Source organism: Kribbella steppae (assembly GCF_004342025.1).
GTDB classification, from domain to species: Bacteria; Actinomycetota; Actinomycetes; order Propionibacteriales; family Kribbellaceae; genus Kribbella; species Kribbella steppae.
The window spans coordinates 832,763-856,530 of the sequence record NZ_SLWN01000001.1 but is presented as its reverse complement, the minus strand read 5'-3'; the positions used below and the strand labels follow the sequence as shown (position 1 = coordinate 856,530).

22 protein-coding genes are annotated in these 23,768 nt (G+C 67.9%); 10 read left to right on the top strand and 12 right to left on the bottom strand.

What is annotated here, in order from left to right:
* Window position 1 precedes the first annotated feature (1 nt).
* Entirely contained in the window at window positions 2-1,267 is a 1,266-nt protein-coding gene (locus tag EV652_RS03965; protein WP_242001535.1) for a hypothetical protein, read from the top strand.
* Between the two features lies 1 nt (window position 1,268).
* On the opposite strand, the gene EV652_RS03960 is transcribed toward EV652_RS03965, so the two are convergent.
* From EV652_RS03960 to EV652_RS03950, 3 genes are read right to left on the bottom strand one after another with little or no spacing between them, the layout of a single operon-like run.
* Window positions 1,269-1,628, bottom strand: coding sequence for a DUF4345 domain-containing protein (locus EV652_RS03960; RefSeq protein WP_132207528.1), 360 nt, complete (start codon window positions 1,626-1,628; stop codon window positions 1,269-1,271).
* Window positions 1,629-1,642: 14 nt separating this feature from the next.
* Window positions 1,643-2,257 (bottom strand): anti-sigma factor family protein, encoded by a 615-nt coding sequence (locus tag EV652_RS03955; RefSeq protein WP_132207527.1) that lies wholly within the window; start codon window positions 2,255-2,257, stop codon window positions 1,643-1,645.
* Complete coding sequence (locus EV652_RS03950) at window positions 2,254-2,757, bottom strand: sigma-70 family RNA polymerase sigma factor (protein ID WP_132207526.1); 504 nt, start codon at window positions 2,755-2,757, stop codon at window positions 2,254-2,256. The genes EV652_RS03955 and EV652_RS03950 overlap by 4 nt, the downstream gene beginning before the upstream one ends.
* 89 nt (window positions 2,758-2,846) lie before the next feature.
* Between EV652_RS03950 and EV652_RS03945 the strand changes: the two genes are divergently transcribed.
* Entirely contained in the window at window positions 2,847-3,344 is a 498-nt protein-coding gene (locus EV652_RS03945) for a COG4315 family predicted lipoprotein (RefSeq protein WP_132207525.1), read from the top strand.
* On the opposite strand, the gene EV652_RS03940 is transcribed toward EV652_RS03945, so the two are convergent.
* From EV652_RS03940 to EV652_RS03910, 7 genes are all read right to left on the bottom strand, one after another.
* Window positions 3,338-5,383 carry a beta-galactosidase gene (locus EV652_RS03940; RefSeq protein WP_199237985.1) on the bottom strand — a complete coding sequence of 682 codons (2,046 nt, stop codon included), beginning with the start codon at window positions 5,381-5,383 and terminating at the stop codon, window positions 3,338-3,340. The genes EV652_RS03945 and EV652_RS03940 overlap by 7 nt on opposite strands.
* A gap of 25 nt (window positions 5,384-5,408) precedes the next feature.
* Complete coding sequence (locus EV652_RS03935; RefSeq protein WP_199237984.1) at window positions 5,409-6,260, bottom strand: carbohydrate ABC transporter permease; 852 nt, start codon at window positions 6,258-6,260, stop codon at window positions 5,409-5,411.
* Window positions 6,257-7,123 carry a carbohydrate ABC transporter permease gene (locus EV652_RS03930; RefSeq protein ID WP_242001534.1) on the bottom strand — a complete coding sequence of 289 codons (867 nt, stop codon included), beginning with the start codon at window positions 7,121-7,123 and terminating at the stop codon, window positions 6,257-6,259. The genes EV652_RS03935 and EV652_RS03930 overlap by 4 nt, the downstream gene beginning before the upstream one ends.
* A 74-nt stretch (window positions 7,124-7,197) precedes the next feature.
* A complete protein-coding gene (locus EV652_RS03925) occupies window positions 7,198-8,583 on the bottom strand; it encodes an extracellular solute-binding protein (RefSeq protein WP_199237983.1) in 1,386 nt (461 codons plus the stop codon).
* Window positions 8,584-8,681: 98 nt separating this feature from the next.
* Window positions 8,682-9,746, bottom strand: coding sequence for a LacI family DNA-binding transcriptional regulator (locus EV652_RS03920; protein WP_132207523.1), 1,065 nt, complete (start codon window positions 9,744-9,746; stop codon window positions 8,682-8,684).
* Between the two features lie 95 nt (window positions 9,747-9,841).
* The gene (locus tag EV652_RS03915; protein WP_132207522.1) at window positions 9,842-10,303 is read right to left on the bottom strand and encodes a YbhB/YbcL family Raf kinase inhibitor-like protein; all 462 of its coding nucleotides are present in this window, start codon (window positions 10,301-10,303) and stop codon (window positions 9,842-9,844) included.
* Window positions 10,304-10,425: 122 nt separating this feature from the next.
* A complete protein-coding gene (locus EV652_RS03910) occupies window positions 10,426-11,721 on the bottom strand; it encodes a phosphodiester glycosidase family protein (RefSeq protein ID WP_199237982.1) in 1,296 nt (431 codons plus the stop codon).
* 195 nt (window positions 11,722-11,916) lie between these two features.
* Between EV652_RS03910 and EV652_RS03905 the strand changes: the two genes are divergently transcribed.
* Window positions 11,917-12,843 (top strand): AEC family transporter, encoded by a 927-nt coding sequence (locus EV652_RS03905; protein WP_132207521.1) that lies wholly within the window; start codon window positions 11,917-11,919, stop codon window positions 12,841-12,843.
* A gap of 1 nt (window position 12,844) precedes the next feature.
* Here EV652_RS03905 and EV652_RS45080 read toward each other — a convergent pair whose 3' ends face one another.
* Together EV652_RS45080 and valS are read right to left on the bottom strand one after the other, a co-directional pair.
* On the bottom strand, window positions 12,845-14,110 hold the full coding sequence (locus EV652_RS45080; RefSeq protein ID WP_242001533.1) for a hypothetical protein: 1,266 nt from the start codon (window positions 14,108-14,110) through the stop codon (window positions 12,845-12,847).
* A gap of 147 nt (window positions 14,111-14,257) precedes the next feature.
* Window positions 14,258-16,798 (bottom strand): valine--tRNA ligase, encoded by a 2,541-nt coding sequence (valS, locus tag EV652_RS03895; protein ID WP_132207520.1) that lies wholly within the window; start codon window positions 16,796-16,798, stop codon window positions 14,258-14,260.
* Window positions 16,799-16,872: 74 nt separating this feature from the next.
* Between valS and EV652_RS03890 the strand changes: the two genes are divergently transcribed.
* The 7 genes from EV652_RS03890 to mrdA all read left to right on the top strand — a co-directional run bounded on the left by EV652_RS03890 (window position 16,873) and on the right by mrdA (window position 23,762).
* Complete coding sequence (locus EV652_RS03890) at window positions 16,873-18,234, top strand: bifunctional folylpolyglutamate synthase/dihydrofolate synthase (protein WP_132207519.1); 1,362 nt, start codon at window positions 16,873-16,875, stop codon at window positions 18,232-18,234.
* On the top strand, window positions 18,231-18,557 hold the full coding sequence (locus tag EV652_RS03885; protein WP_132207518.1) for a DUF4233 domain-containing protein: 327 nt from the start codon (window positions 18,231-18,233) through the stop codon (window positions 18,555-18,557). Before EV652_RS03890 ends, EV652_RS03885 begins: the two co-directional genes overlap by 4 nt.
* Window positions 18,558-18,596: 39 nt before the next feature.
* Window positions 18,597-19,007 carry a nucleoside-diphosphate kinase gene (gene ndk / locus EV652_RS03880; protein WP_132207517.1) on the top strand — a complete coding sequence of 137 codons (411 nt, stop codon included), beginning with the start codon at window positions 18,597-18,599 and terminating at the stop codon, window positions 19,005-19,007.
* Window positions 19,008-19,168: 161 nt separating this feature from the next.
* A complete protein-coding gene (locus EV652_RS03875) occupies window positions 19,169-20,197 on the top strand; it encodes a rod shape-determining protein (protein WP_132207516.1) in 1,029 nt (342 codons plus the stop codon).
* A 10-nt stretch (window positions 20,198-20,207) separates the two neighbouring features.
* Window positions 20,208-21,173 carry a rod shape-determining protein MreC gene (gene mreC / locus EV652_RS03870; RefSeq protein ID WP_132207515.1) on the top strand — a complete coding sequence of 322 codons (966 nt, stop codon included), beginning with the start codon at window positions 20,208-20,210 and terminating at the stop codon, window positions 21,171-21,173.
* A 1-nt stretch (window position 21,174) separates the two neighbouring features.
* A complete protein-coding gene (gene mreD, locus EV652_RS03865; RefSeq protein WP_132207514.1) occupies window positions 21,175-21,708 on the top strand; it encodes a rod shape-determining protein MreD in 534 nt (177 codons plus the stop codon).
* Window positions 21,705-23,762: a penicillin-binding protein 2 gene (gene mrdA, locus EV652_RS03860; RefSeq protein WP_132207513.1), complete on the top strand. Its 2,058-nt coding sequence runs from the start codon at window positions 21,705-21,707 to the stop codon at window positions 23,760-23,762. Before mreD ends, mrdA begins: the two co-directional genes overlap by 4 nt.
* Window positions 23,763-23,768: the final 6 nt, after the last annotated feature.

Genomic DNA, 23,768 nt, shown 5'->3' with positions numbered 1-23,768 from the left:
TATGACGAGGACACTGCAGAAGACACTGGCGATCGCCGTCGTGGCGGCATCGTCTTTCGTGTTCACCGCGCCGGCCGCAGAGGCCCACATCGCCACACCGACCTGGTCGACAGCCAACAGCGTGTCGACGGGGGACCAGGACGCACCGGCGATCGCGACCAACCGCAACGGCTACGTCGCCGTGGTGTGGGAGGACGACCGCGACACGGACAACGGGACCGACAACGTGCACAGCGACATCTGGCTACGGACGTTCCGCAACGGTACGGCGCTGTACGAGGTGAAGCTGTCCGCCGGAGGCAGCAGTGGCGTGACCACCTGGCGGCATCTGCACCCGGACGTCGGGCTGGACGACAAGGGCAACGCCGTTGTGGTGTGGGCGGATGACCCGGACGGCAACGGTTTCTACAACATCCCCTATCGCGTGGTGAACACTGCTGGCACGGTCACCGCATCGGGTAGCGCCAACAGCAGTGCGACCGGTCAGCAGATCAATCCGCGGGTGGGTGTCGACCCGGATGGTGCCCCGGCTGGTGGAGCGGTCGCATTCACCGTGGTGTGGGAGGACATCCAGACCGGTACGCCGGCAACCGTGAAGGCGGCCGGGTACACCGGTCCGACAACGCGGGCCTGGGAAGTCACTGCCTCGGCCACGACCGGTCAGCATCACAACCCGGACGTTGGGGTGTCCGCCTCCGGCGACGCAGTCGTGGTGTGGGACGACGACGGCGACGCCAACTCGTCGTACGAGATCGGGCTGATCCGGCTCGGCCGGACCAACGGTGCGGCCACGCTGTCTCGCCGGGTCGCGAACTCGAACACCGCTGGGCAGCAGACGCGGCCGTCGGTGGCGGCCAACTTCAACGGCGACTTCGCCGCCGCTTGGGAGTCCGACCACACCGGTACGGCGGGTGCGTGGACGCGGACCTTCACCTCGACCGGCGCCGCCCGGTTCGCCGACGTCCAGGTTGCCGCCGGCGGGAAGGCGCCGTCGATCGGCATCGACGACCAGTCCCAGACGGTGGTCGGCTGGACGGTCCAGGCCACCGACCTCAACGTCTGGGTCCGCGGCTTCGGCACCGACGGCACGGACACGGGCCGGCTGTCGGCCCAGCAACTCAACTCCCTCCCCGACGGCCGGCAGGAACAGATGACGGTCGCCGTGTCGCCCTTCGCCCAAGTCGCCGTCGCCTACACCGACGACAACGACGGCAACACCTACGACCAGATCTACCTGGGCCAGGACATCTCCAACAACAGCTGGTGATTCAGTTGACCGCGAACCACAGGACCGCGGCCAGTACGACCTCGACCCAGAAGTAGAACCAGATCGGATAGAAGGCGGCCGGCCGGTCGACCACTCGCCCGACCAACCGGCCGGCCGCCATCCCGGCCAGCGCGACCGCGACCGCGATCACCGCACCCCGGCGGATCCCCTCGTCGATCGCCGCGACTACCAGCAGCGCAGCGATCGCCAGGCCGAAACCGCCGTACACGGCTCGCACTTCGGTGCGCGCGTGCGGACCGGTCGCCTGGATTCCGAACGGCTGCACCAGCGCGGCCGGCGCGGCGAGCCCGAACAGCCCCATGCCGGCGAAGAACACCGCCACGACCACTATTGCAATCATTGCAAGAGGCTACCTCACCGGCTCTCCGGTGTGAGCGTGCTCAGTACGGTGCCGCTGGCTGTCACCACTTCGAGGCGGTCGATGTCGCGGAACGGGATCGACGTACTGGCCGGCACGTCAGCCTGATAGGTGCTCGTCGTCGCCCACCAGCCGGCTGTCTCCGTGGTCCCGTCCGCCCCGTGCACGATGAGACTGCAGCTTTCCCCCGGACGCAGCTCGGCCATCCGCAGTTGGATGTCCGTGCCCCAGGGCTGGCTGGTCAGCTTGGCTGCTACGTCGATGCCCTTGGTCGCTGTCCACGTGACTGAAGCTTGTGGTGCGTCGTCCAGGACTTGCCAGCCGATGAGACCTGCGACTGCCAGGATCACGCTCGCTGCGGCCGCGAGCAGAGTCCGGCGGGGCGTTCGGCGTACCGGCAGCTGGAGCGGTGGTGTCGGCTCGGGCTCCTCCTCCGCCTGGATGTCATCGAGGGGTACGGCGTGGAGGAGCCCGGGAAGAGGGGCGAATTGGAGGAGGGCCTCGCGGCAGGACTCGCACGTGCTGAGGTGCTCTTCGGTGGCACGGCGTTCCGCGGTGTCCAGGGCACCGAGGACGTAGGCGCCGATCGCGATGGTCTCCGGACACGTCATGAGCCCGTCACTCCTCGTTCTTCCAGGGCAGCGCGCAACGCGTGCAGCGCGTAGTAACTCCTCGACTTCACCGTCCCGGGTGGGATCCCCAGTACGACGGCCGCCTCCGCGACGGTGCGTCGCCGGTAGAACAGCTCGATGATCACCTGCAGGTGATCCTGACTCAGCCCGTGCAGCACCTCGGTCACCTGCCACACCTGCAGCACCCGGTCGATGTCGTCACCGAGCGCTGGGAACTCGCGCCCTTCGATCGCCACCTCGGTCACCCGAGCGGCCCGCTTGCGCTGCCCGGAGATGATCAGGTTCCGCGCGACCGTGAACAACCAGCGCCCGGCCCGGTCCGGTTCGAGCTCGGCCGAGTGTGCCCAGGCGCGCGTCATCGTCTCCTGGACGATGTCCTCGGCGTACTGGTGGTCTCCGCCGACCGAACGCAGGACGTAACCGAACAGCGGTCGCCGGTATCTGTCGTACAGCGAGCGGATTACCGTTTCGTCCTCCACACCTAGGAACTACGCAGCCGAGCCGTCAAAGGTTCAACTGAACCGGTCGCGGTGTGGATGCGTACTTGTCCGGGAGAGGAGCTACCCGGATGAGAATCGTGACAATGTTGCTTGGAGCAACCGCAGCGCTGGCCACCTTGACCGCGTGCGGTGGTGGAGAAGCGCAGGAGGCGGCCAACCCACCCGCCGCGAGCGGTGCGGTCTCCGTGAAGGACGTCGACGGCGTGGGCCAGACCCTGGTCGACTCGGCCGGCAAGACGCTGTACTTCGCCGACCAGGAAGCCGATGGCACGATCAAGTGCACCGAAAGCTGCCTGACCTTCTGGTTCCCGGTCGAAGGAACCGAGAGTACGGCGAAATCGATGGACGGATTGGCGGTCGTCAAACGGTCCGACACCGGCGTGAGCCAGCTCACCTTCGAGGGCAAACCGCTTTACACGTTCAAACTCGACACCGGGCCGGGGCAGAGCAAGGGCAACAACCTCGAGGATGCCTTCGGCAACACCACCTTCATTTGGCGCGCTGCCACCACGGCTGCCGCCCCGACCCAAGCGCCACCCAGCTCAGGCACCGACTACGGCTACTGAGGTTCGACCAACACCCGCACGTCCCACGGGCCGAGGTCCAGCTTGTCGCTCACCGACGTGTCCGCGAGGACGTCGTGAACCGCTGCCGGAATGTCGACACTCACGCTGTCCCACGACCAGTTGTGGACGAACCGGAGCCGTCGGCCGTCCGCGGCGGTCGCCGACGTGACCGTCACGCTGGACGGTAGGTCGGTCCACGTGGAGGGTGCGATCCACCGGAACAACGCGGCGGCCAGCGGCACGTTGGGCACGGTGCCCACAGTGGTGATCCGTCCTGAGCCGTGAGCCCGCGTGGTGATCGCCGGCCACCGACCGAAGTGCGGGTGCTCGTATGTCGCGAGTACTTCGGCGTCGTCGACCTGCAGACCGTCCGCCCACCGGGTGCCCGCTGCGTCGTGACCAAGCGCGAGTCGCGAACCGGAAACCGGCAGCTCACCGGACAGGTTGCTGAACTCGTCGTACGAGACACCGGCCGCTGCGGCGAGTCCAGCCGGCATCGTGGCAGTGCGAGCCCGCGCCTCTGAGTCGGCGTAGCCAGTGCGCGGTCCGACGACCAGGTGACCACCAGCAGCGGCGTACGCCACCAACTGCTCCAGCAACCCGTCGTCTGCCAGGTACAACCCCGGTACGACGAGCACAGGGTGCTCTGCGACGTCACCGGTGAACTGGCTCGTGTGCTGGATGCGGACCTGCAGACCGGCGTCGAAAGCCCCACGATAGAAGGGATCGAAGAGACCGTGGTACGACCGTTCGTCCGGGCTGCCGTCCTCGTGTGAGAGCGGCGGGTACTTCTGCATCAGCCACTTGCTCGGCAGCGAGTACAGCATCGTCACGTCGCTGTCCGGCGTGAGGTCAGCAACAAGCGCCCCGGCTGTCTCCAGCTCAGCACCCAGTCGAGCGACCTCCTTGTACGTGCGTCCGGGCTTGCCGTTGTGAGGGAGCACACCACCCCAGTAGGTCTCCGCACCGAAGTGCAACGTGTGCCAGTGCCAGTACTCGATCATCTTGGCCCCACGCGAGACGAGTGCCCACGCTGCCTGTCGCCACTGGCCGTCGTACGCAGGCCGGTTGTCCCACGGGTACCCGATCGACTGTGCGTTCGTCTCGGTCACGAGGAACGGGCGCTGCTGTGACGAGTACATCCGGTCCGCGCTGAGGTAGAGCGCCCAGGTGCCGCTGGTGGTCCAGTGCTGCTTGGCTGGAGTGGTCTGCGGATGCAGCAGTCCGTCCTGCATCGCGTAGTACGGATTGCCTGCGGTCACGTCGAGGCGTCGTACCAGGTCGTCGTCTGCCATGGCAGGGCGGTCGTAGGAGATGCAGGTGGTGACGAACTGGTCGGGGCGGGCGTACTGGCGGACGATGTCGGCCTGCCAGCCGATGAACTCCGTGGTCTGGTCGGCCTGGAACTGCCGCCATGCGACGTCGTACTGCGGCTGGTAGTTGCCGTCCGGTGTCCACAGGTCAGCCCAGTCCGACAACCGGTGTGACCAGTAGACGAGCCCCCACTCGTCGTTGAGCGTCTGTACGTCGCCGTACTTCTGCCGCAGCCTGTCCACGAACCGCTGGAACACCCCGTGGTTGTGGAAGAGCTCGTTCCCCGGCTCGTTGTCGACCTGGAACCCGATCACTGCCGGATGGTCGGCGTACCGGCCGATGATCTTGCGGATCACCCGCTCGGCGTGGAAGCGGAAGCCGGGATGAGTGAAGTCCACCTCCTGCCGGGCACCCCACGGGATCCGCTGGCCCGTTTTCCGCTCACCCGCGATCTCCGGGTAGAGCCGCACCAGCCATGGCGGTACGGCGTACGTCGGGGTGCCCAGCAGTACAGCGATGCCGCGGTCGTGCGCACCGTCGAGGATGGGCTGCAACCAGTCCAGGTCGAAGCGCCCGTTCTCGGGCTCCCAGGTCGACCAGACCGACTCACCGACCCGGATCACCGAGAACCGGGCCTCGGCCATCAGGTCGAGATCCTGCTCGAGCCGGTGATGTGGTTGGTACTCGTGATAGTACGCAGCTCCGAAGAGCACACGCTCTTGCACAGTTTCTCCAATGGGTGTGAGTGACTCAGCCTTTGACGCTGCCGGTGGACAGACCCGATTGCCAGTACCGCTGCAGCAGGAGGAACGCCGCGATCAGCGGGATGATCGACAGGAGGGAACCGGTGACGACCGACGACAGCAGTGCGCCGGTTGCCCCACCACCACCGGTGGCTTGTGACGACCAGCTGGCCAGTCCGACCGTGATCGGGTACAGGTCCGGGTTGTTGAGCATGATCAGCGGAAGGAAATAGTTGTTCCAGGTCGCGACCAGGGTGAACAGCAGCACGGTGACGATGCCAGGCGCGAGCATGCGCAGCGCGACCTGGAAGAAGATCCGGAACTCTCCCGCGCCGTCGATGCGGGCGGCTTCGATGATGCCGTCCGGCACGGCGTCCTGGGCGTAGATGCGCATCAGGTACAAGCCGAACGGGCTGACCAGCGACGGCAGGATGATCGCCCACGGCGTGTTCACGAACCCGGCCCGGCTGAACAGCAGGTACGTCGGGATCGCGAGTGCCGTGGTGGGCACCATGATGGCGCCCAGAACCAGTCCGAACAGGACGCCGTTCCCGCGGAAGCGGTACTTCGCGAAGCCATACCCACCGAGCGCGCAGAGGAACGCCGCGCCGCCCGCGCTGACGACCGAGTAGACGACCGTGTTGCCCATCCATCGGGCGAACACCCAGTCGTTGTACGTGACGGTCTCACGGATGTTGCCGAGCAGGGAGAAGTCGTCCGCGAACCACAGGCCGAAGCTCGAGAACAGGTCGCCGACCGTCTTCGTCGAAGCCACGACCAACCAGAACAGAGGCAGCAGGAAGTAGATCAGCAACGCCAGCATGCCGAGGGTGAGGACGTTGCTCCGTCGTTGTGTCATGATCGGCTCCTCCGGGTCGTGATCAGCAGGACCGCGTACGAGGCGACGACGATGACGGCGCCGAGGAGGAACGAGACCGCCGCGGCATAGTTGACCTCTTGTCCGGTGAAGGCGAGCGAGTAGCCGTACAGGTTCGGCGTGTAGGCGCTGTCGATGACGCTCGGCGCGAGCCGCTGCATCAACTGCGGCTCGGCGAACAGCTGGAAGCTGCCGATGACCGAGAAGATGACGCAGACCAGCAGGGCCGGCCGGAGCGCGGGGATCTTGATGCTCCACGCGGTACGGATCGCGCCGGCGCCGTCCACGGCCGCTGCCTCGTAGAGATCATGCGGTACGGCGCGCAGTGCGGCGTACAGAATGATCATGTTGTAGCCGGTGAACTCCCACGTGACGATGTTCGCCAGCGACCCCAGCATCCAGTCGCTGCTGAGGAACTGCGGCCGCGCGACGTTCAGCTTGTCGGCCAGCTGGGCGAACGGGCCGAAGTCCGGGCCGTACAGGTAGCCCCACATCAGCGCGGCGACCACGCTCGGTACGGCGAACGGCAGGAAGATCCCGAGCCGGAAGGCCTTCGCCAGCCGGAGCAGACCGCTGTCGATCGCCAGCGCCGCCAGCAGAGCGAGCATGAGCATGATCGGCACCTGGATCAGGAAGAACAGCGCGACCCGTCCGATGCCTTCCAGCAGCCGCGGATCCGTCAGGGCCCGCGTGTAGTTGTCGATCCCGGCGAACACGGTGCCGCCGATCAGCCGTTCCTGGAACAGGCTGAGGTACGCCGCGTAGGCCAGCGGCAACACCAACATGGCCAGGAACACCAGCATGAACGGCGCGACGAACAGGTAGCCGGTGGCGGCGTGGCTCACACCACGCCGCCTCCGAACCTCCTCCCGACGGCTCGCCGTTCGGCGCTCGGCGCGCGGAAGGGTTGTGTTGCCGGTCATTGCCCCTCGACCTTGAAGCCCTGGTTCTGCGCGTACGACGTCATCCGCTGCTGCCACTGATCGAGTGCTGCCTTGGTGTCACTCTTGTCCGCGAACGACTTGCCGACCGTCTCGTCCCAGTCGTTGACGGCCTGGTCCAGGAACGGCGGCCACTCGAAGTTCGTGTCCACGGTGTTGCTGATGTCCGCGAACTGCTGGTTGACGGTCTGCCCGCCGTAGAACGCCGGCTTGAGCTGCGTGAAGGAGGGATCCGCCAGGAGATCCTTCTTGACCGGGAAGAGGAACTGCTCGGTCGCGAACATCTTCGTCGACTCGGGGTCGGTGTTGAGGAACTCCGCGAACTTCGCCGCGGCGATCGGGTTCTTCGTGCCCTGGACGACGGCCGTGGTCGAGCCACCCCAGTTGCCGGAGACCTGCTTGCTCCCGTCCCACTGCGGGAGCGGCGCCGCACGCCACTTGCCACTGGTCGCCTTGGCGCTGCTCTCCAGGAAGACCGGGCCCCACGCGGCGGTGAGCCAGGTGGCGTACTTTCCGCGGTTCAACGCCTGGTACCACGCGTCGGTGAAGTCCGGATCGGCAGAAACCGAACCGTCCTTGATCAGGCCGTTCCAGTAGTCGGCGAGCTTCTTCGACCCGTCATCGGCGAGGTTGATCTTGACCGTGTCCTGGCTCGGGTTCTCGAACGGCTTGACGCCGGCCTGCCAGAGCAGACCGAACCATACGCCGGCCTGGTTGGGAGCGAGGTTGGTCAGGTAGACGTTCGGGTCCGCGGCGTGCAGCTTGCGGGCCGCGGCGGCGAACTCGTCCCAGGTCTTCGGTACGGCGATGCCGTGCTTGTCGAAGATGTCCTTCCGATACAGCATGCCCATCGGCCCGCTGTCCTGTGGGACGGCCCAGACCTCGCCGCCGGAGCCGACCACCTGCTGCCAGGTCCACGGGACGAACTGGTCCTTGAGCGCCGCGGCGCCGTACGGTCGCAGATCCATCAGGCTCTTGGTGAGCGCGAACGTGGGGATGTACTGGAACTCGATCTGGACGGCGTCGGGGAAGCCGGTCCCGGACTTGAGGGCTGTGCGCAGCTTGGTGTACTGCGGTTCGCCCTGTCCGGCGTTGACCACCTTCACCTTGATGGCCGGGTACTTCTTCTGGAACAGGGCGACCTCCTTCTGGATGTTCGGCACCCAGGTCCAGAACGTCAGTTCGGTGGGCGTGGACATGGCCTTGTCGATGTCGGCCTGGCTGACGGCCTGCGCCTGGGTGGCCTGACCGCCGGCGTCGTCGTCACCACCGCCGCAGGCGGCCAGGGCGATACTGCCGGTGAGGACGAGCGCCGCGGCGAGCGCAGCCCGCCGGCGCAAGGGTGTGCGTTGGAAACGGAACACGTGAAACAACTCCTTGGGATGTGGGCAGACATCGCCCGAGTCGCGGCCTCGGCCGGCAAGTGAGGGACCGTCGGCAAGGCCCGGCGGACGTGGGCGTTTCAGCTGTGGCTGCTGCTCCGCCCGCGCGGAGCGGCGGTGGAGTGGCGGATGACCAGCCGGAGCGGTGGTGGCTCCGGCGCGGGGGAGCGGTCGTCGGTGGGCGACTCGATCTCCGTGACCAGATTGGCGATCCCGCGGGCGACGTGCTCGTCGAAGTCCTGCGGGACGGTGGTGAGCGGCGGCGTCAGGAACGCCGCGGACGGTATGTCGTCGAACCCGACGATGCTGACGTCGTCGGGGACAGCTCGACCGGCCTCGGCGAGCGCGCGCAGGACGCCGATGGCCATGTCGTCATTGGCGACGAAGATCGCGGTGACCTCGTCGTTCGCGGCCAGTTGCCGGCCGGCCTGGTAGCCGGAGGCAGGCAGCCAATCGCCTTCCAGGACAGGCGGTTCGGGAGCACCGGCGGCGGCCAGCGCTTGTCGCCAGCCGTCGAGCCGCTCCCTGGCCGCCCACCAGCGCTGCGGCCCGGCGACGTGCCAGACGGTCCGGTGCCCGAGGCCGAGCAGGTGCTCGGTCGCGAGGCGGCCGGCGCTGGTGTTGTCGCCGCCGGTGTACAGCGTGGAACGACCGCTGAGTCCGGGGAACCGCCCGAAGCTGAGCACCGGGATGTCGAGGTCGATCGGCTGGTTGTCACCTTCGTCGATCGGCTCGGACACGATGATGCCGTCCACCCCTTGCTCGAGCAGGTGGTCGACGGCACCCGCGACACCGCCGGTGTCACCTTCGAGGGTGTTGACGATGCTCAGTGAGTAGCCGGTACTGCGCAGGGTGCGTTCGAGCGCGACCAGTTGGGTCGACGGCCCGAAGAGCGCAGTACCGAGACAGACCACTCCGATCCGCCGGGTGCGGCCGGAGTTGAGGGCCCGGGCGACGTTGTTGCGGCGGTAGCCGAGTTCACGCATGGCGGCCTGGACGCGGAGGCGGACCTCCTCCTTCACGTACGGCTCACCGTTCAGGACCCGGGACACGGTCTTCTGCGAGACACCCGCGAGCCGTGCGACGTCCGTGCTGCCCGGACGGCGGGTACGTCCGCCGTCAGGTGCCGGTTTCGCCTCGCTCATGGGCCCTCACCTTAATGCCGGGCAGTCGTTCTGACTGCGTAGTCAGAATGTGTCTACGTAGTCAGAAACGTCAATCCCTAGTTACTGGACTGTGACTATCGCGATCGCGCGTAGAGGCCGGAGAGGCGGCCGCGGGCGAGGGTTCTGGAGTCGATCGCGTGGAGGGCGTCGTCGAGCTTGGCGCCGTCGGTCAGGCCGGTCGCCTCGGACAGCGCGTAGACGGTGAACCGGTAGTGGTGCGTGCCGCTCGGCGGGCAGGGCCCGAAGTACGAGGGCCTGCCCGCCGAGTTGTTGGCCTGCTTGGCGCCGGCCGGAACCTGTCCTTCGGTGATGCTGGTGGTGATCGGCTCCAGGTCGAGCAGCACCCAGTGCGTGAAGGTCCCGCGCGGCGCATCCGGGTCGTCGACGACCACCGCCACCGCGCCGGTGTTCACCGGCAGGCCCTTCCAGGCCAGCGGTGGCGATACGTCGTCGCCGTCGCAGCTGTACTTCTTCGGGATCTTTCCGCCGTCCTGGAACGCCCTGCTGGTCACCGTGATGCTGCTGGGTGCGGTCATGGCCGGCTCCTTCGCGGACTCCGACTGCGCGCCGCCACACCCGGCCACCCCCAGGCAGGTCACGAACAATGGCAGCAACCGCAGTCGCACTCCTTCAGAGTCGCACGACCGTTGAGCAGTAGCTAACGGCCAGGCACGAACACGATCGCGTCACCGACTGACCGCTCGGCTCCACCGGTTCCGCTCGGGTGGTTGACCAGGGTCCCGTCCTGCCGCGCCATCGCGGTCGACCCGCCGCCGTCCAGGTTGATCGCGTCGTGCATCCCCAGCGCGTCCGCGACCGCGGCCGTCTCGTCCATCGTCGTACCGACGCTGGTGGTCTGCCGTCCGTCGATCGTCGCCAGCAGGATCTTGCCGTCCCGCGTCGTACCGGCGATCGTGCGCGGGTTGCGGTCGAAGAAGCTTCCGGTGCCGTCCGGTACGACGATCTCGCCGCCCGACGTGAGCTGGTATCGACCGGTCACGCCGTACAAGCCGTTGCGCAGCGGCACCTCCTCGCCGTTCTGGTCCGACACCTTGATGTCCTTGGTGAGGCATCCGTTCGCAACCACGTCCTGGAGGGCGACGGTGTCCTTGCCGGTGGCCTGCAGGGAGGTCTGGCCGGCGGTGAGGCTGGTGCCTCGGGTCGTCGCGGTCCGGACGACGCAGCCGCGCCGGTCGAGGACGACCTCGATGCCGTGGCCGGCCGGGGTCGCGGCGGCGAACTCGGGGGTGAACAGGACGACGTCACCCGGCTCCGCGCACGTGGTCTGGTCGGGCAGTTCGGCACACGCGGTCGGGATCACCGGCGGGTGGTTCACGAACTCGAGCGGGAGTTCAGCGCCGGTGTCGCGGTTCTGGACCTCGCCTGACCAGCGCAGGTGGCCGGTCAGAACCTTGTTGCTGTTGGCATCGATCAGCAGATTGGCCTCGGCCGGGTCGGTCAACGGCTCGCTCAGCAGCTTGCCGTCGAAGATGCCCAGGCCGACCGGGTCACCCGGGTACAGAACGCTGGCGGTGAAGGTGAAGAACGACGCGTTCACCCCGGCCAGCGCACCGGAGGTGCGGACCAGGTCCGAGGTCTTCTCCACCTTGGCCAGGTCCGGCCCGTACGTCGCCTTCAGCCGGCCCTTCGCTTCGCGCGGGTCGATGGTCAGGACGTTGATCACCCACGGACCGCGCGTCGTCGTGTTGATCTGGTCGGGCGGCGCGGGCTCGGTACCGCGCACGATCTTCGTCAGCGTCACGCCCTTGGCCAGCGTCTCGCTGGTCCGGGTCTCGGCCAGGTCCTGGTCGCCGAGCGGCAGCCCGGTCGCGACCGTTGCGTCGGTTGCACTGCTTTCGGCGTACGCCGTCGGTACGGCGCTCAGTGTGGCCACGGTCGCGAGCACGGAAGCTGCGATCACCGCGGCGCGGGGGAGTCGCGCGGAAGTAGTCATGCCGGCCATCCTGTTCGTCGATGGTGGAATCTTTCGGATCCAGCCGCTGACTCGTCAGCATCTGACAGGTTACGGTTTCGTGCCGGTGCCGGGGAGGGCTCGCGGGGTGTCCGGTGGGTGAGTCGTCAGGAAAGGCCTGGCGCGATTTCGTATACGATCGCGGCCGTGTCGAAGTCGCTGAGTGCCTGATCGGCTGTGTCAGCCGTCGTTGGTGCCTTCGTCGCGCTCGTTTCGGTCGCCGTTCTCGGCTACGTCGTCGGGCTGACCGGCGTACTGCGGGCTCAGGACGAGTTGGTCCTGTCGCGGCTGGCGTTCTTCGTGGCCACGCCGGCGTTGTTGTTCACGACGGTGGCGCGGGCGGATCTGCACTCGATCTTCTCGGCGGTGCTGGTCACCAATGTGGCCAGCTTGTTCGTGGTGCAGTTCGTCTTTCTGGTGGTGGCGGCGCTGATCTGGCGTCGTACCCGGTCCGAGGCGACGATCGGCGTACTGGCGTCGTCGTACGTGAACGCGGGCAACCTGGGTGTGCCGGTGGCCGCGTATGTGCTCGGTGATGGTGCGCTGGTTGCGCCGATCGTGTTGTTCCAGTTGCTGGTGATGGCGCCGGTGGCGTTCGCCGTACTCGATGGCGATCGGCAGGGGTCCGGGCGGCGGGTGTCGCTGCGGGCCTTGCTGACGCGGCCGTTGCGGAATCCGCTGACGGTGGCGTCGCTGCTGGGGTTGCTGGTCGCGTCACTCGATGTGCAGCTGCCGGCGCTGCTGATGCGCCCGATCGACCTGCTCGCCGCAGCCGCCGTCCCAGTCGGCCTGATCGCCTACGGGCTGAGCCTCAGCGCAGGGACCAAGGGCTCCATCACGTTCCGGCGGGACGTCGTACTGGCCGTCGTGCTGAAAACCGCCCTGCAACCGATCGCCGCGTACGCCGTCGCGCGCTGGCTGCTGGACCTGCACGGCCCCGCCCTCATCGCCCCGACCTTGCTGGCGGCCCTCCCGACAGCCCAGAACGTCTACGTCTACGCGGTCCACTACCGCGCCAGCCGGACGTTGGCCCGCAGCGCAGTCCTCCTCAGCACCCTGCTCTCCATCCCGGTGATGACCGCGATCACCGGAATCCTGGGCTGAGTCACTTCATCGCGTTGAAGGCTTCCTCGGCCACCGGGCCTACGGCGTCGACGGTGACGTCTTCGTTCGCGGTCTGAGCGATCACGGTGAGGGTGTTGGAACCGCGGTAGCACTGAGTCGGCAGGTTGCCGGTCTCAACGCAGGTGGCTTGGCCGACCTTCTTGATCTGATCGGGTGTCGCGCCGGAATCCGCCACGGTCTTGTCGATGTCGACCTTCCCGCGCAGCGCGATCAGCATGTACAGGCGGTCGCCCTCGATACTCCCGTACGCCTCCACCGTGACCTGTTTGCCGTCGTTGATCTGACTCAGCCGCTCCCGGGTCTGATTCAGTTGGAGCTGGTCACGAGTGTCCTGATCGGTGATCCGGTCGAGCCCACCGAGTTTCGCCGGCGGCGTGATCCCCCGCTCCGCGTTCAGCCGATTCATCGGCCCCAGCCCCCACACGAAGCCGAGTGTCGCGAGGACGGCGAGCACGACGACGATTCCGCCAACTGTCAGCCAGGGACCGCGCTTGATCCGAAGCCGCCACGGCTTCTTGTCAGCCTTCGTCTTCCCCTCAGTCGCCTTCGCACCGGCGCCCGCCTGAGGTCCAGCCTCCGCCGGCTTCTCACCACCGTCGACCTTGCCGATCTCAACGGTGTCGTCAGTAGCGACCTTCTTACCGCCGTCGTCACCCGCACCCGTCCGACCGCCGTCCCCACCCTCCGCCGCGCCGCTCACAGCTGCCGCGCCGGCATCCGCAGTCTTCTCGGTGGAGCCCGCCTTCGCCGCGCCCTCGCGCGCCGTGCCGCTCACACCTGCCGCGCCGCTCACAGCTGCTGTGTCGGCATCCGCGGTCTTCGCGGTGGAGCCTGTTTTCGCCGCGCCCGCCGCTGTACTCCCGGCCGCCGCAGCCTCGCCGGCCTTGCCGCCGTCACCCGCCCGTCCAGCTGCCGCACTGGCATCCGCGGGGTTCTCGGAGCCCGCCTTCGCTGCGCCCGCCGAGGTGCTCCCGGTCGCCGCGGCCTCGCCGGTCGCACGCCCGTCGCCCGCCCGTCCGCCGGCAGCCCCTGCCTTGCCGACGGGGCTTCCCGCCGCCTCGGCTGCTCCTCCGGTTGATTCGCGGGAGGTGGGAGCTGTGCCGGTGGTGGTTTTGGTTGACTTGGGGGAGCTCGACTGGGCCTCGCTGCGGTTTGCTGCCGATTCGGCTGAGTTTGCCGCGCGGGTGGGGTTGGTGCTGGGAGCCTCGGAGGTCGGGCGGCGGTCCGGGGTGGTGGGGTCGCTCATGTGGGGGCTCCTCGGGACTGTGCGGTCACGCGGTTCGACCTGATGGTTCCACATCGGAACAAAGCCGGTTTCGCAGCGTAGTCGTTCAAGTTGAAACAGTAGCGCCCGCCTCCGCGGAAGGAGACGGGCGCCAACTGGAGCATGACCTCAGAGGGTCGCGACGACGGTGACGTTGGCGGACTCGTCCGGGCTCCAGACGATCTCGCCGGTGATCCGGCCGGCCGCGCGCAGGTCGGGCTCAGCCCGCTCGGCCAGCGCCAGGCGGGCCGCCGGACCGCTGACCTCGACCTTGCTGACCTCGGTCTTCATCGAGACCTGCGCCTCCGACTTCGCGCCGCGGATCCCCGCGAGCACCTCGGCGACCGCGTCCAGCACCTCGGGCTCCTGCGCCGCGACAGCGAGGTCGACATCCGGCTCCGGCCAGCGGGCCTGGTGGATCGAACCCTCCTGCCACCACGACCAGACCTCTTCGGTCGCGAACGGCAGGTACGGCGCGAGCAGCCGCAGCTGGACCGACAACGCAACAGCCAGCGCCGCCTTGGCCGACGAAGCAGCCGCCTCACCCTGACCGCCGTACGCGCGCTCCTTCACGAGCTCGACGTAGTCGTCGCAGAACGTCCAGAAGAACCGCTCGCCGACCTCGAGTGCACCGGTGTAGTCGTACCGGTCGAAGGCCGCCGTCGCGTCCGCGACCACGGACCGCAGCCGCTGCAGCATCGCCAGGTCGACCGGCTCGGTGACCGCGGACGCGTCCACTGTGGTCGCGCCGAACCCGAGGACGAACTTCGACGCGTTCAGAACCTTGATGGCCAGCCGGCGGCCGACCTTCATCTGCGACTCGTCGAACGGCGAGTCGAGCCCCGGCCGGGCCATCGCTGCCCGCCACCTGACCGCGTCCGAGCCGAACTTCTCCAGGATCTCCGACGGGACGATCGCGTTGCCCTTGGACTTGGACATCTTCTTGCGGTCCGGGTCGACGACGAAACCGGAGATCATCGACCGCGCCCACGGGAGCGTGCCGTTCTCGAAGTGGGCCCGGACGACGCGGGAGAACAACCAGGTCCGGATGATCTCGTGCGCGTGCGTGTTCAGGTCCATCGGGAAGGTGCGGGCGAACAGGTCGTTGTCCCGTTCCCAGCCGCAGACGATGTGCGGGGTGAGCGACGAGGTCGCCCAGGTGTCCATCACATCGGGATCGGCTTCGAAGCCACCCGGCTTGCCGCGCTGCGACTCGTCGTACCCGCGCGGTGCCTGCGAGGTCGGGTCGATCGGGAGCTCGGCCTCGCTCGGCAGCAGCGGGTGGTCGTAGTCCGGCTCGCCGTCGTGGTCCAGCGGATACCAGACCGGGAACGGCACGCCGAAGAAGCGCTGCCGCGACACGAGCCAGTCACCGTTCAGGCCCTCGACCCAGTTCAGGTACCGGTGTCGCATGTGCTCGGGGACCCAGGCCAGCTCGTTGCCCCGGTCGATGAACTCGGCCTTCAGGTCCGCGTCCCGGCCGCCGTTGCGGATGTACCACTGCCGGGTCGAGACGATCTCGAGCGGCTTGTCGCCGTTCTCGTAGAAGTTCGCCATCCGCTTGGTCGGCGTCGGCTCGCCGTCCAGGTCGCCGCTCTCGCGGAGCTTCGCGACGGTCAGCTCGCGCGCGCTGAACACGGTCTTGCCGGCCAGCTCGCCGTACAGCTCGGAGCCTTCCAGCCAGGGCGGGGTCTCGCGCAGCAGCCGCCCGTCGCGGCCGATGACGGTGCGGACCGGAAGCTGCAGCTCACGCCACCACTGGACGTCGGTCAGGTCACCGAACGTGCAGCACATCGCGATACCGGCGCCCTTGTCCGGCTCGGCCGCCTCGTGCGCCAGGACCGGGATCTCGACGTCGAACAGCGGCGTGCGGACCGTCGTACCGAACAGGTCCTTGTAGCGCTCGTCGGACGGGTGCGCGATCAGCGCGACACAGGCCGGGATCAGCTCCGGCCGGGTGGTCTCGATGTAGATCGGGCCCGCCGGGCCGTGGAACGCGATCCGGTGGAACGCACCCGGGTAGTCGCGTGCCTCGAGCTCGGCCTGCGCGACCGCGGTCTGGAACGTGACGTCCCACATCGTCGGCGCCTCGGCCAGGTACGCCTCGCCGCGGGCGAAGTTGCGCAGGAAGGCGCGCTGCGACGTACGGCGGGAGTCCTCGGAGATCGTGGTGTAGAGGTACGACCAGTCGACGCTGAGGCCGACCCGGCGCCACATCGACTCGAACGCCTGCTCGTCGACGTGGGTCAGCTCACCGCACAGCTCGACGAAGTTCTGCCGGCTGATCGGGAGCTGCTTCTTCGGGTCCGGCTTCGCCGGCGGGGTGAAGTCCGGGTCGTACGGCAGCGACGGGTCGCAGCGGACGCCGTAGTAGTTCTGCACCCGGCGCTCGGTCGGCAGGCCGTTGTCGTCCCAGCCGATCGGGTAGAAGACCTTCTTCCCCCGCATCCGCTGGTAGCGGGCGACCAGGTCGGTGTGGGTGTAGCTGAAGATGTGCCCGACGTGCAGCGACCCCGAGACGGTCGGCGGCGGCGTGTCGATGGAGTACACATCGGCGCGCTCGGCCGTCCGGTCGAAGGAGTAGGTCTGCTGCTCCCGCCATACGGCAGCCCACTTCTCCTCGAGGCCATCGAGGGTGGGCTTGTCTGGAACACGGGACGTATGGCTCATGCGCACAATCGTAGTGGTTGTCAAGGGGTGCTTCCGACCGGTTATCCACACGCCCTCCTAGACTGGGCAGTCTGATGAGCGACCTCTCCTTCGCCGAGGTATCGGCACGCCTCCAGCAGCGCTGGCCGGAGCACAAGATCGAACCCACGCTCGACCGGGTCCAGCGGCTCGTCGAGCTGCTCGGCGATCCGCAGAAGGCGTACCCCGTGGTGCACCTGACCGGGACCAACGGCAAGACCTCCACCGCGCGGATGATCGACGCCCTGATCCGCGAGGCCGGGCTGCGCACCGGCCGGTTCACCAGCCCGCACCTGGAGTCGGTCCGGGAACGGATCACCCTGGACGGCGAACCGATCAGCGAGCAGCGTTTCGTCGAGGCGTACGACGAGATCGCGCCGTACCTGGACGTGGTCGACGCCGAGCAGGAACACCCGCTGTCGTTCTTCGAGGTGATGACCGCGATGGCCTTCGCCGTCTTCGCGGACGCACCGGTCGACGTCGCGATCATCGAGGTCGGCCTCGGCGGCACCTGGGACTCCACCAACGTCGCCGACGGCACCGTCTCGGTGATCACCCCGGTCGCGGTCGACCACGCGCACATCCTCGGCGCGGATCCGGTGACCATCGCCCAGGACAAGTCCGGCATCATCAAGCCCGGGGGTACGACGGTGATGGCGCAGCAGAGCCTGGATGTCTTCGAGGTCCTGCTCCGCAAGGCCGCCGAGGTCGGTTCGCAGGTCGCCCGCGAGGGTATCGAGTTCGGCGTCACCGCCCGCTCAGTGGCGGTCGGCGGCCAGCTGATCGCGATCAAGGGCCTGGGCGGCGAGTACGACGAGATCTTCCTCCCCCTGCACGGTGAGTATCAGGCCCACAACGCCGCCACCGCCGTCGCCGCCGTGGAGGCGCTGTTCGGGGCCAGCCCGCAGACCGAGGGCCGGGTCACCACCGAGCTCGTCCAGGCCGGCTTCGCCGAGGTGACCAGCCCGGGCCGGATGGAGGTCGTGCGGAACAGCCCGACGATCATCGTCGACGCCGCGCACAACCCGCACGGCGCCGAGGCGACCGCGGCCACGGTGTCCGAGGCGTTCGCCTTCCAGCCGCTGATCGGCGTACTGGGCTGCATGAAGGACAAGGACGTGTACGGCCTCCTGGAGGCGTACGAACCGATCATGGAGACGGTCGTCTGCACCCGGAACAGCTTCGTCGAGCGGTCGATGCCGGCCGAGGAACTCGGTGAACTCGCCGCCGAGGTGTTCGGCGAGGACCGGGTGCTGGTCCGGCCGCACCTGGTCGACGCGATCGACGACGCGATCCGGCTGGCCGAGGAGAACTCGATCGCCCTCGGCACCGGCGGCGTACTGATCACCGGATCCGTCATCACCGCCGGCGAGGCCCGCGCCCTGCTTGTCCGCAAGCCGAAGAAGGCCGAGCAATGAGGTCACTGGCGTCGATCGTGCTCGCTTTCGAGTCGCTGGTGATCGCCTTGGTGACGCCGGTGATGATCTCCATTGCCGACGTCCGTCCCGCGGTCGCGCTGCCGGTCTGCCTCGGGCTGGCCGTCCTGGCGCTGGTGGCGACCGGGCTGCTGCGCAGTCAGGTCGGGTACGCCCTCGGCTGGGTGGTCCAGGCCGGTGCGGTCGGTCTCGGGTTCGTCGTACCGGTGATGTTCGTGCTCGGCCTGGCGTTCGCCTCGTTCTGGGTGGCAGCCATCGTGCTCGGCCGCCGCATCGAGGCGGCGAAGCAGGCCCACACCGGTTAGGCTCAGCGCGCCCGACCTACTTCGAGAGAGAGTTGACTGATGTCGCAGCGCACCCTGGTCCTGCTGAAGCCCGACACGGTACGCCGTGGCCTGGTCGGGGAGGTGCTCGGCCGCTTCGAGGCCAAGGGGCTCCGGATCGTGGCGATGGACCTGCGCGCGATCGACGGCGACCTGGCCGACCAGCACTACGCCGAGCACGTCGAGCGCGACTTCTACCCGCCGCTGCGCGAGTTCGTCACCAGCGGCCCGCTGGTCGCCCTGGTCCTCGAGGGTGACGAGGCGGTCGAGGTGGTCCGCGCCCTGAACGGCGCCACCGACGGCCGCAAGGCCGCCCCGGGCACCATCCGCGGCGACCTGTCCTTGTCCAACCGCGAGAACCTCGTGCACGGCTCCGACTCGCCAGAGTCCGCCGACCGCGAGATCAAAATCTGGTTCCCCGACCTGCCCTGAAGCCGTTGAACCCGTTCGGGGCCGAGACATCCGTCTGGTCATCGGTCGGATACGATGCGTATGCGGTCGACCTGGTGATCCGGACCCGGGCCCGTGTCGATGCGCCGGCGACCACGGTCGCGCGCTTAGCCTGAGAACCGGATCGAGCGGGAGGCGCCGCGATGGCGAACAGCATGCTCGGCCGCGACATGGCGGTCGACCTCGGTACGGCGAACACCCTCGTCTACGTGCGCGGCCGCGGTGTGGTCCTGAACGAGCCGTCGGTGGTCGCCACCCGGACCGACGAACCGCGCGAAGCGGTCGCGTTCGGGCACGAGGCGAAGAAGATGATCGGCCGGACACCCGGCAACATCACCGCGATCCGCCCGCTCAAGGACGGCGTGATCGCCGATTTCGACGCCGCCGAGCAGATGCTGCGCTACTTCATCCAGCGGGTGCACCGGCGCCGGTACTTCGCCAAGCCGCGGATCGTGGTCTGCGTACCGTCCGGGATCACCGCGGTCGAGCAGCGCGCGGTCCGCGACGCCGGCTACATGGCCGGTGCCCGGAAGGTCTACATCATCGAGGAGCCGATGGCCGCCGCGCTCGGCTCGAACCTCGAGGTCCGCGACGCCACCGGCAACATGGTGGTCGACATCGGCGGCGGTACGACGGAGGTCGCGGTCATCTCGTTCGGCGGCATCGTCACCAGCCAGTCGATCCGGGTGGCCGGCGACGCCATCGACAAGGCGGTGGTGAACTACTGCAAGAAGGAGTACTCGCTGCTGCTCGGCGAGGCCACCTCCGAGCAGATCAAGATGACCATCGGCTCGGCCTTCCCGACCACCGACGGGCCGGACTCCGAGATCCGCGGCCGGGACATGGTCTCTGGCCTGCCGCGCACCGTGAAGGTGTCCTCGTCGAACATCCGGCAGGCGATCGAGGAGCCGATCACGGCGATCGTCGACGCAGTCAAGGCCACCCTGGACAAGACCCCGCCCGAGCTGGCCGGTGACATCGTCGACCGCGGCATCGTCCTGACCGGCGGCGGAGCGCTGCTGAAGGGGATGGACGAGCGGCTGCGGCACGAGACCGGTATCCCGATCCACGTCGCGGACAACCCGCTGGACGCCGTCGTCCTCGGCGCCGGCAAGTGTGTCGACAACATCGAGACCCTGAACCGCATCCTGGTCACCGACAACCGGCGCTAAGGTTCCACCGATGCTCAAAGACCTCGGTACTCCGACGGCCAGGAGCGCCTTCCGCTCGGCCGGCGAGGCGCCGCTCCGCTCGGCGGGTACACCCGGGACGGTCCGCCGTCGGCGGACCGTGCTCGTGCTGGTGATCCTGGCGTGCTTCACGTTGATCGTGCTCGACGCCCGTCGCTCGGCCGGCTCGCCGGTCGACCCGTTGCGGCACGCCGCCGCGAGTGTGTTCGGGCCGCTCGAGTCGACCGCGAGCTCGGCCCGGCAGCCTGTGGACAACCTCCGCGACCGCTTCGCGGAAATGGATAGGTTGAAAGCAGAGAACGAAAAACTGAAGAGTGAGAACGAGAAGCTCCACCAGGATCTGAACACCACCGACTACGCCCGCAACCGGGCGGCCGAGCTGGATCGGCTGCTCAAACTCGCGCCGGCGTACGCGATCACCCCTGCCCGGGTGATCGGGATCGGCAGTGCGCAGAGCTTCAACCACACGGTCACGCTCGACGCCGGTACGGCGGATGGCGTCCACGTCGACATGACCGTGCTGAACGGGGACGGCCTGGTCGGCCGGGTGGTCCGGACCACCCAGGCGACCGCGACCGTGCTGCTGATCGGCGACCGCAACTCGACCGTGGGCGGCCGGCTGAACGCCTCGATGGCGCTCGGCTTCGTCTCCGGCCGGGGCGAGGTGGGAGGCACCCTCGACTACAAGCTGGTCGACCTGAAGGCCAGGCCGAAGGTCGGGGACCGGATCGTCACCTGGGGTTCGAGCGGCAACGCGCCGTACGTGCCGGGCGTGCCGATCGGCGTGGTCGCCTCGGTGACGCCGAACCAGGGAGCTCTCGGGTCCACAGCGACCATCAAGCCGTACGTCGATCCGACCCGGATCGACACCGTGGGTGTGGTGACCGGTCCGCCGGCCCGGACGCCGCGCGCACAACTCACACCGACGACCTCCGTGACAAAGGGAAAGGGGAACTGACGTGATCGCACTACGTATCGGGTTGGCCGCCCTCTTCCTGATGGTCGCCGTCACCGTGCAGACGTCCGTACTGTCGAACATCGCGGTCGCCGGGGTCACCTGTGACCTGGTGCTGATCGTGGTCATCGCGCTGGCACTGTCCCGTGGATCCGAGTGGGGTGCGATCGCCGGCTTCACCGGTGGCCTGCTGCTCGACGTCGTACCGCCGGCTGACCACACCGCCGGCCGTTGGGCGCTCGCGCTCGCCATCGCCGGGTATGTGGCCGGTCTGATCCGGCGTGAGACGTCAACCAGCCCGGTCGGACCGCTGATCGTGGCTGCGACGGTCGTGCTCGGGGCCTCGCTGTCGCTCTTTATCTACTGCGCCACCGGATCGCTGCTGCACGACCCGTCGGTCGACTGGGGTGAGTTCGGGGTCCGCCTCGGTATCGCCGCCGGGTACGACGTGGTCGGCGCGATCGTGGTGATCCCACTGGTCATGTGGATCATGGGCCGCGTCGTCGCTACCAGAGAACGGCGCCGGGTGTTGCCATGAGCTTTGACGGGTTTGAAGCACCGCTCAAAGCACGACTGCGGTTGTTCGTGATCGGCGTGCTGGTTTTCTCGTTGTTCTCCACGTTGTTCGGGCGGCTCTGGTACATGCAGGTGATGTCCAACGCGGACTACACCCAGGCCGCGACGCAGAACCACACCCGTCAGGTGCTGGTGCCGGCGCCGCGCGGCACGATCGTCGACTCGCAAGGTCGCACGCTGGTCGGCAACCGGGTGTCGCTGGTCATCACCGTCGACCGTTCGGTGCTCGCGAAACTGCCGGAGAGCCAGCAGAACGTGGTGATCGTCCGGCTGGCGAAGGTGCTCGGCCAGAAGCCGAGGGACCTCAAGGCGCGGACGATGCTGTGCGGTGAGCCCGGTGCCTCGAAACCGCCGGCGTGCTGGAACGGTACGCCGTACCAGCCGATCCCGGTGGCGAAGGACGTCAACGAGCAGGTCGCGATCGAGGTGATGGAACGCCGCGAGGACTTCCCGGGCGTCGCCGCGGAATCGCAGACGCTGCGCGCGTATCCCTCACCGCTCAAGATGAATGCCGCCCACATCCTCGGCTACCTCTCACCGATCACGACCGAGGAACTGGACGACCTGGAGAAGGCCGGTCAGGACTCGGTGCCGCACCGTTCCGACCTGGTCGGCCGGGCCGGTGTCGAGCGCACGTACGACAAGCTCCTGCGCGGTTCGCCGGGCGTCAAGGACGTCATCGTCGACGCGGTCGGGTACACCACCGGCGTCCGGAAGCAGACCGCGCCGGTGCCTGGCGCCACCCTGGTGACCACGATCGACGCGCGGATCCAGGCGTCGGTCGAGGCGCAACTGCGCACCGCGATCATGACCGCGCGGAAGCAGTACGACAAGATCACCAAGCGCAAGTACGTCGCCGACTCCGGTGCCGCGGTCGTGATGGACACCAAGACCGGCCGGATCGTCGCGATGGCCAGCTACCCGACGTACGACCCGGGTGTCTGGGTCGGCGGTATCACCCAGCGCGAGCTGGACGCGTTGTACTCGACGAAGTCCGGCACCCCGCTGGTCTCGCGAGCCGTGCAGGGACAGCTGGCTCCCGGATCGACGTTCAAGCCGATCACCACCGCGGCCGCGATGGGCGCCGGGTACAGCACCAAGACCCGGCTGGACTGCTCGTCGTACTTCGAGGTCGGCAACCGCCGGTTCAAGAACTACGAGTCCGCGTCCTACGGGATGATCGGCTTCGACCAGGCGCTCGCGCTGTCCTGCGACACCTTCTTCTACCGGATCGCGTACGCGCTCTGGCTGAAGGAGGGCGGCAACTCCAGCGACGTCAGCACCCGCGACCCGCTGGTCGAGATGGCGCAGAAGTTCGGCCTCGGCAAGCCGACCGGGGTCGACCTGCCCGGCGAGGTCAGCGGCCGGATCGCGGACCGCAAGTGGAAGAAGCAGTACTACGACTCGCAGAAGGACTACTACTGCAAGCTCGCGGACAATCCGCCGGCCGGGACCTCGGCGTTCCTGAAGCAGTTCTCGCGTGAGTTCTGCGTCGACGGCTACAAGTACCGCGCCGGCGATGCGGTGAACTTCGCCATCGGCCAGGGCGATACCACGCTGACCCCGCTGCAATTGGCAACGGTCTACTCGGCACTGTCGAACGGCGGGACGCTGTACTCCCCGCGGGTCGTGCAGTCGTGGATCGGCGCGAACGGCAAGCCGCACGAGATCAAGCCGAAGGTGAACTCGAAGCTGCCGGTGTCGGCGGCGACGCTGCGCTATATCGACCGGTCCCTGAAGGAGACGGTCAAGACCGGTACGGCGGCCTGGAAGTTCAACGGGTTCCCGGTCGACCAGGTGCAGATCCGGGCCAAGACCGGTACGGCGGAGGTCTACGGCAAACAGACCACCTCGTGGATGGCGTCGTACACGGACCGCTATGCCGTGGTGATGATGATCAGCCAGGCCGGTACGGGTTCGGGCGCCGGTGGTGAGGCGGTCCGCAAGATCTACGAGACGCTCTACAACATCAAGCCGACGCCGCCGGCCGAGCAGCCGAAGCAGCCGACACCATGAGGTCGC

Excerpts from the sequence above, each read along its gene's own strand:
- EV652_RS03965 (WP_242001535.1), top strand. The coding sequence starts at position 2 with ATGACGAGGACACTGCAGAAGACACTGGCGATCGCCGTCGTGGCGGCA.
- EV652_RS03960 (WP_132207528.1), bottom strand. The coding sequence starts at position 1,628 with ATGATTGCAATAGTGGTCGTGGCGGTGTTCTTCGCCGGCATGGGGCTG.
- EV652_RS03955 (WP_132207527.1), bottom strand. The coding sequence starts at position 2,257 with ATGACGTGTCCGGAGACCATCGCGATCGGCGCCTACGTCCTCGGTGCC.
- EV652_RS03945 (WP_132207525.1), top strand. The coding sequence starts at position 2,847 with ATGAGAATCGTGACAATGTTGCTTGGAGCAACCGCAGCGCTGGCCACC.
- EV652_RS03935 (WP_199237984.1), bottom strand. The coding sequence starts at position 6,260 with ATGACACAACGACGGAGCAACGTCCTCACCCTCGGCATGCTGGCGTTG.
- EV652_RS03920 (WP_132207523.1), bottom strand. The coding sequence starts at position 9,746 with ATGAGCGAGGCGAAACCGGCACCTGACGGCGGACGTACCCGCCGTCCG.
- EV652_RS03915 (WP_132207522.1), bottom strand. The coding sequence starts at position 10,303 with ATGACCGCACCCAGCAGCATCACGGTGACCAGCAGGGCGTTCCAGGAC.
- EV652_RS03910 (WP_199237982.1), bottom strand. The coding sequence starts at position 11,721 with ATGACTACTTCCGCGCGACTCCCCCGCGCCGCGGTGATCGCAGCTTCC.
- EV652_RS45080 (WP_242001533.1), bottom strand. The coding sequence starts at position 14,110 with ATGAGCGACCCCACCACCCCGGACCGCCGCCCGACCTCCGAGGCTCCC.
- valS (WP_132207520.1), bottom strand. The coding sequence starts at position 16,798 with ATGAGCCATACGTCCCGTGTTCCAGACAAGCCCACCCTCGATGGCCTC.
- EV652_RS03890 (WP_132207519.1), top strand. The coding sequence starts at position 16,873 with ATGAGCGACCTCTCCTTCGCCGAGGTATCGGCACGCCTCCAGCAGCGC.
- EV652_RS03885 (WP_132207518.1), top strand. The coding sequence starts at position 18,231 with ATGAGGTCACTGGCGTCGATCGTGCTCGCTTTCGAGTCGCTGGTGATC.
- ndk (WP_132207517.1), top strand. The coding sequence starts at position 18,597 with ATGTCGCAGCGCACCCTGGTCCTGCTGAAGCCCGACACGGTACGCCGT.
- EV652_RS03875 (WP_132207516.1), top strand. The coding sequence starts at position 19,169 with ATGGCGAACAGCATGCTCGGCCGCGACATGGCGGTCGACCTCGGTACG.
- mreC (WP_132207515.1), top strand. The coding sequence starts at position 20,208 with ATGCTCAAAGACCTCGGTACTCCGACGGCCAGGAGCGCCTTCCGCTCG.
- mrdA (WP_132207513.1), top strand. The coding sequence starts at position 21,705 with ATGAGCTTTGACGGGTTTGAAGCACCGCTCAAAGCACGACTGCGGTTG.